This is a genomic window from Streptomyces sp. NPDC057486 (assembly GCF_042802415.1).
In the GTDB taxonomy this organism is placed as follows: Bacteria; Actinomycetota; Actinomycetes; order Streptomycetales; family Streptomycetaceae; genus Streptomyces; species Streptomyces yanii.
On sequence record NZ_JBHVEE010000010.1, the window covers coordinates 1 to 12,813 of the forward strand.

A 12,813-nucleotide genomic window follows, 5' to 3' on the forward strand; every position below is an offset into this window, starting at 1 on the left:
GCGGCTACATCCTGGCCGTGCCCAACCGCCGACCTGAAACCGGCTCGAAACCGGTCGCAAGATCGCTCCCCAAACCACGTCGGTGGATCAAGGCTCAGACGGACGGCCAGCAGCGGCGCGACCGCCGTTCCGATGCCCTCGGCGACCGTGCCGACCGTTGCGGCCGACCAGGTGTAGCCGACCTGCCTGCCCAGTTCGCCGACCTGATCGGGAGCGTTGAGCGAACAGAACACCATGGAGCGCAGGGTGCCGTCGCTCTCGTCGGTCACCTGCGGGTCGGCGCAGAGCTCGGCCACCCACTCCGTCTCGCTCGGCACCAGGTACGACACGATGATCCGGCGCACCACCTCGTCGCGGCAGCCGCCGAGCGCGGCGACCGCGACCCGGTAGGTCTCCTCGTCGGCGGCGGCGAGCAGCGCGCGGACCCGGTCGGCGGCCGGTCGTCGCGCCCCCGACCAGTACGCGCCGCGACGGGCCGTCAGGGGCTCCAGCCACGGGTCGTACCGGCGCCTGCCCTCCTGGATCCAGTGCGCCTCGACCATGAAGAGCTCCACCACCGCCCGGGCGGCGAACGGCAGCCCGTACGCATGGACCCAGTGGTCCGCCCACGCCGCGTACGTCAGCGGGTGAAGGCCGACCACCGAGGCGAGGACCGCCGCACCGACCGGATCGGGGCTGCCCGCCAGATGCGCCCGGGTCGCCTCGACGAGCCGGTCGTCGCTGTGGGGAGCCGCCAGGAACTCGGCGATCCACTCGCGGTCCTCGGCGAGCCTGAGCTCCACCGAGTCCAGCGTGTCCTGCGCGATCCCGGCCGTCGCGCGCCGCACACCCCCGCGCCTCGGGTGGAGATGGCGCCGCCAGACGGCCGGCAGCTCGAAGGTGTCCTCGTCGGGAAGGGCGCCCTGAGTCCCGTCCGACACAGCGCCTTCGGCGACCACCGGGGCCGGGCTCACCGCTGACGCCGCCCCGCCCACCTCGCGGTACCCCTTGCGTTCCTTCTCCGCGATCGTCCTGCGCAACTGTTCCTGCGCGGCGTCCGCCGACGCGAACTCCTTGGTCTGCGTCCGTCCGTCGCTGCCGACCCGGCCGTACCGCACCGTCACCACGCCGCCGTCGGCCCCGGTCTCCCAGAACTTGGACGCAGTCCCCTCGACGTACTCCCAGCGCCGCACCGGCCCGCCCCTTTCACATCCGGACAGCCCGCTTCCGACGGGCTTCTCGATCAGTGCTGCCACACTAGATCCCGCCACTGACAACGCAGCGTGACGGTCCACAGCCGCGACAGCACGCGGTGGAGCGAGCCGGTGGCCCGGGTCGGCGATCGCTCCTTCACCCAGGACGCGGTGTTCACACGCCACCACCGTCCGCTGTCTTCGGATCACCCACACTGCGCCCGGCGACACCGCCTGGGCCGTGAACGAGAACCGGCTCCACGCGGACGGACCGGACGCCGCCGCCACCTTCCAGGGCGAACAGGCCACCGACCTCAAGGGGGCCGGACGGGGCGACACGGCGACCGGGGTGCTCGGCTCAGGCGACCGGATCGGGTTCCGGAACGTTCAGTTCGGCACGGGCGCCGATCATCTGACGGCCCGCCTCGCCGCACCGGGCCCCGGCGGGCGCGGCGTGCTCCAGGTGCGCCTGGACAGTCCGGCGGGCTGCTTGCGGGCGTGCTGCCGGTGCGGTCGACCGGCGGTACGGACGCCTGGAGGGAACAGTCGGCGAAGCTGCTGCGCACGGTCAGCGGGCGGCACGACGTCTACCTCGTCGCCGCCGTCGACTGGCTGACCTTCGCGGCTGAGCGCGGCGAGGGCCCTACGGGCCGATCAGCCGGCGGGTACCGCGTGCGGACCACCGGCCGCCGCCCAGGACGGCGTCACACCTGTGATCTGGCACACCATCAGGAAGAGCGGGATGGGCGGGGTGTACGGCGTGCGGCTGTCGGGTGCGTGGATCAGTCGGGGCCGCACGGCGGGGACGTACGCGCCTCTGGCGTACGCGACCTGCGACGGCCAGTCCAGATCGAGGTCCGAGCCCGCCGGGACGATCCACCACCAGCGGTCGGCGTCCGCGAAGACGCAGCCGGTGCGCGGCAGATGGGACATGAGCCGGAAGCCGTACCCGGCAGGCACGCCCACCGCGTCGCAGCCCAGGCTCGCCGACAGCGCGGGAGGCAGCGCCAGCTGCACGAGGCCACCCCCGGAGCCGGGCGGCCGGGACTCGCGGGTCAGGCGCGATCCGAGCAAATGGGACATCGCGTTCCTCAACATGTCCGCTCCGTGCCGTGCGGCAGTTCTGCCCAGACGATGCGGCCCGATCCGTCGCCCGCGTCACGGGATCCCCAGGCGCTGCTCAACGCGTCGACGAGCAGCAGGCCGCGTCCGTGCTCGTCGTCGGCGGTGCGGCACAGCTTCGGGCCACCCGGCTGGTGCCCCTGGTCCTGTACGGCTATGCGCAGCCGTCTCTCGAGACAGCGCAGTTCGCACACGACGCGCGCGCTCGCGGTGTGCACCACCGCGTTGGTGACCAGTTCCGACACGATCAGGATCGCCGCGTCGTGCGCCTCCGTGTCCAGCTGCCACTCGTCCAGCCGGGTCCTTGCCAGCCGCCGTGCACCGGCCACCGACTCCGGGTGCGCAGGGAGCGCGAAGCAGTATCGGAGCGCTTCCGTCCCGGGGCTGAGGTCGATGAGCCGGGGGATGAGCGCACTGCCAGGTGCCACGACCGATTCCTCACAGTGGGGGCTTCGTCACGCCGCGCATCTCAGGGCATGAGGGCGGGCATGACTGAGTGAACTGGTTCACTCACCAACTCTCCCCCTGTCGTGAACACTTGGCAAGGGGCACTCTGAAATTTTCAGAGTGGTCGTGTCTTTGACGGCATACGCATGGCACACTGCTCGCAAACAGCGCATCGGGAGGTCTGAAGTGAGCGAACCGCGGTCCGCCCCGACCGTGGGTCAGGTCGTTCTCGGCAAGCGCCTGCAGGATCTGCGGGAGCGCGTCGGCCTGAACCGTGACCAGGCTGCCAAGGTGCTCCGTGTCGCTCCCGCGACGATACGCAGGATGGAGACCGCCGAGGTCGCGCTGAAGATCCCCTATGTGCAACTGCTCCTGAAGGCCTACGGGATCGCCGACGAGGAGGCCGAGTCCTTCGTCGAGCTGGCCGAGGAGGCCAACAAGCCCGGCTGGTGGCAGCGGTTCCACGACGTCCTGCCCGACTGGTTCAGCATGTACGTCAGCCTGGAGGGCGCAGCGAGCCTCCTGCGCATGTACGAACCGCACTTCGTCCCCGGACTCCTGCAGACCGAGGACTACGCCCGATCGGTGTTGCGTACCGGCGCCGTGGGCCAGACCCGGCCCGAGGACATCGAGCGTCATGTGGCGCTGCGGATGGAGCGGCAGTCCCTGCTGACGCGGCCGGATGCCCCGAAGCTGTGGGTGGTGATGGACGAGACGGTCCTGCGCCGTCCCGTCGGCAGCGCCGACGCCATGCGCGCGCAGATCGACCGGCTGCTCGATGCCACCGAGATGTCCCATGTGACACTGCAGATCGCGGAGTTCGCGACCGGCCACCACCCGGGCACCTACGGCCCGTTCGTCCTCTTCCGCTTCGGCGTCCCCGAACTGCCCGACATGGTGTACAGCGAGTACCTGACCGGCGCCGTCTACTTCGACGCGCGCCCCGAGGTGGCGTCCTACCTCGAAGTCATGGACCGCATGGCGGCTCAGGCCGCAACTGCACAACGCACGAAGGAAATCCTCCGGGAATTCCGCAAGGAGCTGTGATCGATGGACCCCATATACAACGGCATGCCCGCCCGCGAACTCGGCTCCGAAGGCTGGTACAAGCCGTGGAGCGGTGGGAACGGCGGCAACTGCGTCGAGGCCATGAAGCTGGCCGACGGCAGAGTCGCTGTACGCCAGTCCGCGGATCCCGACGGCCCCGCCCTCATCTACACCCACCTCGAGATCGCGGCCTTCATCCAGGGAGCCAAGGCCGGCCAGGCGGACTTCCTCCTTACCGGTACCTGACGCCTCCGGCGTCTGCCCTTCCCACACTCAGTCTCAGTTCGACGATCCACGGACCCCAGGAGCGCGCCATGGCCGGGCACGAGCCCCAGCCCATCGAGATCGACACCAGCAAGCCGCATCCCGCCCGGATGTACGACTGGTTCCTCGGTGGCAAGGACAACTATCCGGTCGACGAACAGATGGCGCAGCAGCTCCTGGCCCTCGACGCCCGCGGCCGTGACATGGCCCGGGTCAACCGGGCGTTCATGCACCGCGCCACGCGCTGGCTCGCCGACCAGGGCGTACGGCAGTTCCTCGACATCGGCACCGGCATCCCCACCGAGCCGAACCTCCACCAGATCGCCCAGCAGACGGCCCCGGACGCGCGCATCGTCTACTGCGACAACGACCCGATCGTCCTGGCGCACGCGGCGGCCCTGCTGCGCTCCACCCCCGAGGGCGCCACCGAGTACCTCCAGGTCGACGCCCGCGAGCCGGAGACCATACTCGAACAGGCGGGCAAGATACTCGACTTCAGCAAGCCGATCGCGCTGTCCCTGCTGGCCCTGCTGCACTTCCTCGACGACGAGGACGGTGCCGTCGAGCTCGTCGACCGGCTGGTGGAGAAGCTTCCCTCGGGCAGCTACCTGGTGCTCTCGCACACCACCGGGGACTTCAACCCCGAGGGTGCGGCGCAGGCGTCGGCCATGTACAAGGCCCGCGGGATGACGCTGCGTCCGCGCTCGCGCGCCGAACTCACTGCGTTCTTTGACGGACTCGAACTCGTGGAGCCGGGCGTCTCGCTCTCCGCCGACTGGCACCCGGAGCTCGGTGAGGTCATCGACGTACCCGGCGACGAGCCGATCCCCGGCTACGCGGGTGTGGCCCGCAAGCCCTGACCCGGGCCGTCCCCGGCAAGCTCACTGCCTGCTGACCGACCGGGTGATGCCCGCGGCGATCGTCGTCGCGAGCAGCCACCCGGTCGCGATGAGGAGGTACGACAGCCACTGGTACCAGCCCTGCGGATTGAACGCCCGCTCCTGCCCGAAGTCGACGATCGGCAGAAGCAGGTCCAGTGTGTAGACGAACGGACTGAACGGCGGAGCCTCGTCCGCCTTCAGCGGGCTCGGATGATGCAGCGCGTACACCAGCGACCCGGCCAGCAGCAGCGAGAAGAGCCAGGCCGCGGCCCGCACCGGCCGGAAGCCGTACCCGACGGTGACATCCTGGAGATGCCCCCACAGCCGTGCGTACGCGGGCAGGGTGGCGCGATGTCTGCGCTGTTTGGCGAGGAGCACCGTGCGCGCGGCGTCGTCGTCGCCGATCCGCCGGTACGCCTCCGTCAACTGCTCGTACGCGTACGGCACATAGCCCTCCTCCTCCCGTTCGAGCAGCGGCAGCCGCCGCTCGGCCGGCAGATGGGGGAGGAGCGTGGCGTACGTCAGCCCGTCCAGCCGGACCTGCTCCGGCCAGACCGACGGGGTGGCATGGATGAGGTCGGCCTTCGCCCGGCGCAGATTCACCCTGCCGTCGATCGGGGCGGCCTCCCGGAGCCAGAGTTCGCCGATCGTGCTACTGCTGGCGCGGAGCGCCACGCCGCCGGGGTTGGACAGCCGGGCGTACGCGAGGTTGAGCTGCCCCGGTATCCGGGCGCCGCGCAGGTCGACCCGCCCCTGGACCTGGATCCGCATCCCGTGCGGGTCGGAGCCGACGCCGAGATTCTCGGCATGCAGAGCGGTCGCCCCGGGGTTGCGCAGGTGGGCGTCGTCGAGCTGGATCTGTCCGGTGACGGCGGCGCCGCCGAGCCGCGTCTCTCCGTGCACGACGAGACCGGGCCACCACAAGTCGTCCTCGACGATCGCGTGATTCAGCTGCAGCACCGCCTCGCCGTTGGGCGCGGTCGTACCGTCCGCGTTCACTCCGATGCGGGTCCGGTCGAAGAACAGGGCCTGGGCGATCTTCGAACCGCCGAGCCGGACCGGGCCGGAGATCCGGCAGCCGGTGAGCCGCAGCACGCCGTCGATGTGGACGGTCGCCGCGGTCAGTCCCGGCAGCACCGAACCGCTCAGCGCCAGCTGCCGCAGTCGCGCGCCGTAGAGGTTCGGCGCCTGCTCGAACCGGCATCCGGACAGCGCGACCGCGCACTCCGTGGTCACGTACCGGATGTTCAGAGCGCCGGTGATCCGTGCGCCCAGCACCCGCAGGGCGGGCACCTGCCCCTCCTCCTGCGGGCAGCCGACCAGCAGCGCCCTGAGCACCTCCGCACGTACCGTGCGCTCAGGACCCCAGCTGTCCCCGGCCTCCGGATCGTCCTCGGCCGCCACCCCTGTACGGAAATCGACGGCTGTGCCGCGCGGGAATGCGTCCCGGACACGGCGCTCGGCGGCTGTCAGCTCGGTGATCTCCATCGGCGGGACTCTGGCCCGCTGCGCGACGGAGTGTCAACCCCCACTGCTCCGACCCGTGTTCAGTCGCCCAAGGCATGCCCGGTCGTCGCGTCGACATGCCCGGGTACGACGTCGTGCCGGTCGCCCACCGTCGACGTACCGGAGGGCTCGAACAGCAGCAGCGAGGCGCCGTCCGCCGAGAACGGCTTGTGCCAGGTGGAGCGCGGGACGACGAACACCGCGCCGCGGTCGAGCGTGACCGTGCGCTCGCCGCCGTCCTCGCGCAGGGCGATGTCCAGTGCGCCGTCGAGGACGAGGAAGAACTCGTCGGTGTCGTCGTGGACGTGCCAGACATGCTCGCCCCGGACCTTCGCGACCCGTACGTCGTAGTCGTTGACGCGGGTCACGATCCGCGGGCTCCACAGGGTCTCGAACGTCGCGAGGGCCTCGCTCAGCAGGATGGGGTCCGGACCGGCCTTCGTCGTGTCTTCGCTCATGATCCCCATCCTCGGCGCTGGGCCCCACGAAGGGTGAGTGCTATGAATCGCATATGACGCAAGAATCCTCGCATCGGGTCGCGATGATCGTCTCGGCCGGTTCCAACCCCTTCGAGATGGGCGTGGCCACCGAACTCTTCGGGCTGCGTCGCCCCGAGCTGCCCGTCCCCTGGTACGACTTCGCGCTCTGCGCCGAGACCCCGACCGTGCGGATGCACCACGGTTTCTTCCAGCTCAGCGGGGTCGCCGGACTCGAAGCCGTCGACCGGGCCGACACCGTCATCGTGCCGAACCGCCCCGACCCGGAAACCGACCCTGCTCCGGCCGTCCTCGACGCGATCCGACGCGCCGCCGACCGGGGCGCCCGGCTGGTCAGCTTCTGCACGGGCACGTTCACGCTCGCCGCCGCCGGTGTGCTGGACGGGCGCCGGGCCACCACCCACTGGAGCTGGGCCGATGCCTTCACCGCCCGCTTCCCGCAGGTCCGACTCGACCCCGATGTGCTGTTCGTCGACGACGGGCAGGTGATCACCGCGGCGGGCAGCGCCGCCGCCCTCGACACGGGCCTCCACATCGTCCGGAGCGATCACGGCGCGGAGATCGCGGCCGCCGTCAGCCGCCGGCTGGTCTTCGCGGTCCACCGTGACGGCGGCCAGCGCCAGTTCGTCGAGCACCCGCTGCCCGCGGTCCCCGACACCTCACTTGGTCCGCTGCTCGCCTGGGCGGAGGAACGCCTCGGGACGGAGCTCACGGTGACAGGCCTCGCCGCCCGCGCCGCCGTCAGCCCCGCCACCCTGCACCGCCGCTTCCGCGCCCAGCTGGCGACGACGCCGCTCGCCTGGCTGACCGAGCGGCGGATCACCCTGGCCTGCCGGCTGCTGGAGCGAGGCGAGGAACGTCTCGATGTGGTCGCCCGGGCCAGCGGACTCGGGACGGCGACGAACCTGCGTGCCCAGTTGCGCCGCCGTACCGGGCTCACCCCCACGGAGTACCGACGCAGGTTCACCCTGGCGCACTGACCCGGTCCCGCCGCAGGTCACAATGGACGCATGTCCCGACGCAGCCCCCGCCCCCGGCGGCCCTCCGCCGCAAGCACCCGGACCGCCCCGGAGAGCGCGATCACTCCGGCTTCGCCGTGCCCGTGCGGCCTGCCCGCCACGTACGCGGACTGCTGCGGAAGGTTTCACGCAGGGACCGCCGCCGCGCCGACCTGCGAGGCGCTGATGCGCTCGCGGTACGCCGCCTTCGTGGTCCGGGACGCGGCGTACCTCCTGCGCACCTGGCACCCGGACACCCGGCCGCCCGTCCTCGACTTCGATCCCGGCATGCGCTGGGTGCGCCTGGAGATCCTGGAGACGACGGACGGCAGCGCATTCCACACCACGGGCACGGTCACCTTCCGCGCCCACTACATGGACCACGGCCGACCGGACTCGCTCCATGAGAAGAGCCGGTTCGTCCGCCACGAGGGCGCCTGGGTCTACGCGACGGCGGTCTTCGTCGACTGACGGCTGCCGGTGCACGGCTCAGTCGAAGACGGACACCCGCGTGCGGTGGAGCGTCGGCTTCTCGACCTCGTCAACCAGCGCCACCGGGTGATTCGCGTAGGACAGATGCGCCGACCGGTCGGGAAGACCGGCGGGCCGTCGAGTACGAGACCAGACCGGCGACCGACTCCCGCAGCCGTCACATCGCCACGCACCGGCCGCACGCCCTCGTCCACCGCGAGCCCGGCGTACTTCTCGGGGGCGCCGACCACCTGCGGGCCGCGCTGCCGCAACTCCAGGACCGGCCGACCTCCCGGCGCTCGAAGGGGTCGTTCACCGTCCAGCGCATCGCCGGGCAGGCTTCCCCCTCCGGATGTCCGACGTGGGCTGCCTGTACTGCAGGGCCCTGATGCGCATGGTTGACCTTCTTGTGTATACCAAAATCTCTCTGAAGGAAGCCGTCCTTACCTGCATTATCAGGATGGTGGGGCGGGATCTTGCCTCGCCTTACTCATTTGGTATACAAAAAGTGAGCCGGGGAGGCATGAACTAAACGCCTAGGAGTCCGCCATGTGTGTCGAGTCAGTCCCACCCCCCTCGAGCCGGGTCACCCGTCGCGGAGTGCTGGCGGGTGCGGCCGTCCTGGCCGGTAGCGCCGCCGTACTCAGTGCCGCACCCCAGGCCTTCGGTGCCACCCCGAAGGGCGCCCAGCGCACCGGGGACCTGGTCATCGAGGGCGGCACACTGCTCGATCCGAAGACCGGCGAGGTCACCGAGGACGCGGTCGTCGTGATCCGCGGTGGAGTGGTGCGCACGGTCGGGGCCCGCGGTCGTGTGGACACGCCCGACGGCCTGCCACGCCTCGATGCACAGGGTCGCTGGGTGCTGCCCGGTCTGGTGGACGCGCACATCCACATCAACACCGTCGCCGAGGCGCGGGACGCGGTCCGCCAGGGCGCGACCAGCGCACGCAGTGGCTCCACCAACTTCTACCAGGACATCGCCGTACGGGAGTTGGCCCGTCGGCTGCCTGAATCGGCGCCCAGGCTCAGCGCCGCGGGCGTCTTCGTCACGCCCGACCTCGGCGACACGATCCTCGCCGACCCGGACCTTGCCCCGCTGGCCCGCCTGAAGGACGGCGTGCGGTCGGCCGAGGCGCTGCGCCGCGTGGTCGAGGTGAACCTCTCCCGCGGCGTCGACGTGATCAAGACCCGCGTCAACGAACGCGCCGGCCTGCCCGAGCAGGACCCGCTCGCACAGGTGTACTCGTACGAGCAGCTGTCCGAGGTCGTGTCCGCCGCACGCCGTGGCGGCAAGGGTGTCCTCTGCCACAGCTACAGCCGCCAGGGCTGCCACGACGCCGTGACCGCGGGCATCCGCTCCCTGGAGCACGGCGTCTTCGTCGGGGAGCACACGCTCGACGAAATGCGCCGCCGGGGTACGTACTTCACCCCCACCCTCACGGCCATCGCCGGGCTCGCCGACTCCGACAACCCGATCCTGGCCGAGCGTGGGCGCGCCTACCTGCCCGTACTCAAGCGTGCCGTGCTCGACGCGCACGAGATGGGCGTACCGCTGGCGGCAGGCACCGACTCCTCCGGTGGCCGCGTCCGCCCCATCGGCCGGGAGGTGGAGCTGATGAAGGAGTCCGGCCTGTCAGCGCTGGACGCCATCCGTACGGCGACCACGTCCGCTGCCCGACTCCTCGGCCAGGAGCGGACCCTGGGCCGGCTGGCCCCCGGATTCAGCGGTGATGCCGTCCTCCTGTCCGGTGACCCGCACAAGGATGTGTCCCTTCTCAGGACGCCGGTCCGCGTCGTCCGACAGGGCCTCCCGCTCTGACCCCGCTGCACTCACACTCGATCCCAAGGAGTTCTCGCACATGACGTCCCGTACCTCAGCGGCCGACCCGTCCACGGCATCCACATCGGCTCGCGCCGACACCGGGACAAGACCGCTGAGGGACGTGGTCTTCCGCAATGTGCGCCCCTTCGGGGTACGCGAGCCCGTGGATCTGGTCGTGGTCGACGGCCGGATCGGTGAGGGCGCGGCTCCTGCGGGGGCCGATGTGATCGACGGTGACGGCCGGATCGCCCTGCCGTCCTTCGTGGACGCGCACATTCACCCGGACAAGACGACATGGGGTGGTGAGTGGGTGTCGCGCAAACCGGCCGGTTCGATCGCTGAACTGGCCGAGCAGGACGCGGAGTTGTTCCGCAGCCAGCGGCTCCCGGTGGGGGAGCGGGCGTACGGCCTGATGGCTCACGCGGTGACTCGAGGCACCCGTGCGATGCGTGCGCACGCGGATGTCGCCCCGGCCTACGGGCTGGCGTGCGTGGAAGGGCTCGCCGAGGCTCGTGAGCGCCTGAAGCATGCCCTGGACGTGCAGACGGTGGCGTTCCCGCAGCACGGTGTCATCCGCGCACCTGGTACCGAGGACCTGCTCAAGGAGGCGGTCCGCAGCGGGGTCGTGGACTTCATCGGCGGCATCGACCCGATCAGCTTCGACAACGCCATGGACGAGCAGCTGGATCTGGTCTTCGGTCTCGCCGACCGCTACGGCGTCGGGGTGGACATCCACCTCCACGACCGCGGCGACAAGGGCATGCCGGTCCTGCGCAGCATCATCGACCGCACCCGGGCGCTGTCCCTGCGCGGCAGGGTCACCGTCAGCCATGTCTTCTGCCTTCCGTCCCTGTCCGACAGTGAACTGGCAGATATTGCAAAGGACTTGGCAGACCTCGACATCTCGCTGACGACTGTCGCGCCGAGTGCGTCGCTGGTGCTGCCGGTCGCCAGGCTCCGTGAGCACGGTGTACGGGTCGGTCTGGGTTCGGACGGGGTGCGCGATTCGTGGAGCCCGTTCGGGAACGCCGACATGCTGCACCGGGCGCACATCCTGGGCTGGGTGACCGGCGCGCGCCTGGACCAGGAGCTGACGGACTGCTTCGAGGCGGGCGCGTACGGCGGCGCCGAGGTGATGGGCCTGGACCGGGCCGACCTGCGGCCCGGCTCGCCGGCCGACTTCATCCTCGTACGCGGAGAAGGGCTGCCGCAGGTCGTGGTGGACATGCCCACCCGTGACCTGGTCGTCCATGGCGGCCGGGTCGTCGCCCGCGACGGAAAGCTGGTCTGAGGGTTGTCACGTCAGGGATGACGGGGCAACCCCCCCGGTTGGTACGACAACGGCGGCGGCCACGAGGACGTGAGGTCGCCGCAGAGGGCGCCCTCGGGGCCCGCACTCCAGGCCTCGGGCAGGTCGCCGCCGTGGAAGACGCACATTCGTAGTCGCATGCTGCGGCAGGAGGTGCGTCACTTGCGCAGCAGTCGGGCGATCTCGTCGTAGCCGTGCTCCTCGGCGTGCTCGAGTGCCGTCGTGCCGGACTTGTCCGCGATGGACCTGTCCGCGCCCCCGTCCAGGAGGAGCTTCACGGACTCCTGGTGGTCCTCTCCGCCGTCGCCGAGGATGACGGCCTCCAGGAGGGCGGTCCAGCCGAGGTTGTTGACATGGTTGACGTCGACGTCGATGTCCGGGTTGGTGGTGACCTCCCGGATGTAGTCGACGTGACCGTGCTCGCCGGCCGGGATGAGGGACGTGCCGCCGTACCGGTTGACGATCGTGTAGTCGGGGTCGGCCTTCGCCAGGGTGCGGGCCATGGCGGCGCTGCCGGTCACGCCGGTCACCAGCCAGGGCGTGTCGTGCTGCTGGTCCAGCGCATCGGGGTCCGCGCCCGCCTCGACGAGTACCTCGGCCGCCTCCACATGGTCGCCGGTGGCCGCGAGGAGCAGCGGGGTGCGACGGTTGCTGTCGCGCGTCTCCAGGTCCGCGCCCCGCTTGATCGCACCGCGTATGGCGTCGGCGTCACCGGAACGTGCGCCTTCGAGCAGGTCCCGGCTCGCGGCCGGGTCGGCGGCCGAACGTTTGGGGGAGGCCGAGCGCTCGGCCTTGTGCTCGGGGGATGCGGAGTCGGTCCTGCCCACCGACGGCTTCTGCCGGGCGGAGGCGTCACCGTCGGACTGCGTGCTGCACGCGGTCGCGAGCACGGCCAGGCCGGCGAGGGAGACGAACAGGCGAGTGGTGCGGCCCAGAGAGGCCATGACGTTCCTCTTTCGGTGCGGTGGAGGAGCTGTGGTGGGTGATGTCCTCGGAACCGCGGTGGCGGGGTGCTTCGGTGACCGGGCCGTGGGTGCGAGGGGCGTACAGTCCATGCTCGGTCCGCTCGTGGGCGTCCGTCGTCGCTGAACCGGTTGGAGATGAGGGGACGTGGGGACGACCCGTGGGTCAGCCGATCGGTTGATGCGCGCGACGTGGGCGCTCGTCGTTACCCGACTCGACCGCCGGGTGCGCTCCCTCCGGACCGTCATGGCGGGACTTCCCGCAGGAGGGGCGGACGGCGCTGTAATGGTTGACCAAATCGTTTCGACTGCG

13 protein-coding genes are annotated in these 12,813 nt (G+C 70.7%); 7 read left to right on the forward strand and 6 right to left on the reverse strand.

Features of this window, described 5'->3' with window-relative positions:
* From ACFU6I_RS07410 to ACFU6I_RS07420, 3 genes are all read right to left on the reverse strand, one after another.
* A partial coding sequence (locus tag ACFU6I_RS07410) for a WGR domain-containing protein (protein ID WP_384362670.1) occupies window positions 1-1,172 on the reverse strand: 1,172 nt, incomplete at its 3' end.
* 654 nt (window positions 1,173-1,826) lie between these two features.
* Entirely contained in the window at window positions 1,827-2,270 is a 444-nt protein-coding gene (locus ACFU6I_RS07415; protein ID WP_384362672.1) for a hypothetical protein, read from the reverse strand.
* On the reverse strand, window positions 2,264-2,722 hold the full coding sequence (locus ACFU6I_RS07420; protein WP_384362674.1) for an ATP-binding protein: 459 nt from the start codon (window positions 2,720-2,722) through the stop codon (window positions 2,264-2,266). The genes ACFU6I_RS07415 and ACFU6I_RS07420 overlap by 7 nt, the downstream gene beginning before the upstream one ends.
* A 205-nt stretch (window positions 2,723-2,927) precedes the next feature.
* On the opposite strand from ACFU6I_RS07420, the gene ACFU6I_RS07425 reads away from it, so the two are divergent.
* The 3 genes from ACFU6I_RS07425 to ACFU6I_RS07435 all read left to right on the forward strand — a co-directional run bounded on the left by ACFU6I_RS07425 (window position 2,928) and on the right by ACFU6I_RS07435 (window position 4,912).
* Entirely contained in the window at window positions 2,928-3,788 is an 861-nt protein-coding gene (locus ACFU6I_RS07425; RefSeq protein WP_384362676.1) for a helix-turn-helix domain-containing protein, read from the forward strand.
* A 3-nt stretch (window positions 3,789-3,791) separates the two neighbouring features.
* Window positions 3,792-4,034: a DUF397 domain-containing protein gene (locus tag ACFU6I_RS07430; protein WP_345516242.1), complete on the forward strand. Its 243-nt coding sequence runs from the start codon at window positions 3,792-3,794 to the stop codon at window positions 4,032-4,034.
* 68 nt (window positions 4,035-4,102) lie between these two features.
* Complete coding sequence (locus tag ACFU6I_RS07435) at window positions 4,103-4,912, forward strand: SAM-dependent methyltransferase (protein WP_384362678.1); 810 nt, start codon at window positions 4,103-4,105, stop codon at window positions 4,910-4,912.
* A gap of 21 nt (window positions 4,913-4,933) precedes the next feature.
* On the opposite strand, the gene ACFU6I_RS07440 is transcribed toward ACFU6I_RS07435, so the two are convergent.
* Entirely contained in the window at window positions 4,934-6,421 is a 1,488-nt protein-coding gene (locus ACFU6I_RS07440) for a membrane-associated oxidoreductase (protein ID WP_384362680.1), read from the reverse strand.
* A gap of 59 nt (window positions 6,422-6,480) precedes the next feature.
* Window positions 6,481-6,897, reverse strand: a complete 417-nt coding sequence (locus tag ACFU6I_RS07445; RefSeq protein ID WP_384362682.1) for a cupin domain-containing protein — start codon at window positions 6,895-6,897, stop codon at window positions 6,481-6,483.
* 53 nt (window positions 6,898-6,950) lie between these two features.
* Here ACFU6I_RS07445 and ACFU6I_RS07450 point away from each other — a divergent pair, with 53 nt between their 5' ends.
* From ACFU6I_RS07450 to ACFU6I_RS07465, 4 genes are all read left to right on the forward strand, one after another.
* The gene (locus tag ACFU6I_RS07450) at window positions 6,951-7,916 is read left to right on the forward strand and encodes a helix-turn-helix domain-containing protein (RefSeq protein WP_384362684.1); all 966 of its coding nucleotides are present in this window, start codon (window positions 6,951-6,953) and stop codon (window positions 7,914-7,916) included.
* A 30-nt stretch (window positions 7,917-7,946) separates the two neighbouring features.
* On the forward strand, window positions 7,947-8,405 hold the full coding sequence (locus ACFU6I_RS07455) for a YchJ family protein (protein ID WP_384362686.1): 459 nt from the start codon (window positions 7,947-7,949) through the stop codon (window positions 8,403-8,405).
* 549 nt (window positions 8,406-8,954) lie between these two features.
* Window positions 8,955-10,226, forward strand: coding sequence for an amidohydrolase family protein (locus ACFU6I_RS07460; RefSeq protein ID WP_384362688.1), 1,272 nt, complete (start codon window positions 8,955-8,957; stop codon window positions 10,224-10,226).
* Entirely contained in the window at window positions 10,171-11,520 is a 1,350-nt protein-coding gene (locus ACFU6I_RS07465) for an amidohydrolase family protein (RefSeq protein WP_384362690.1), read from the forward strand. The genes ACFU6I_RS07460 and ACFU6I_RS07465 overlap by 56 nt, the downstream gene beginning before the upstream one ends.
* Window positions 11,521-11,696: 176 nt before the next feature.
* Here the strand turns inward: ACFU6I_RS07465 and ACFU6I_RS07470 are convergent, their stop codons facing one another.
* Window positions 11,697-12,482, reverse strand: a complete 786-nt coding sequence (locus ACFU6I_RS07470) for an ankyrin repeat domain-containing protein (protein WP_384362692.1) — start codon at window positions 12,480-12,482, stop codon at window positions 11,697-11,699.
* Between the last annotated feature and the right edge of the window lie 331 nt (window positions 12,483-12,813).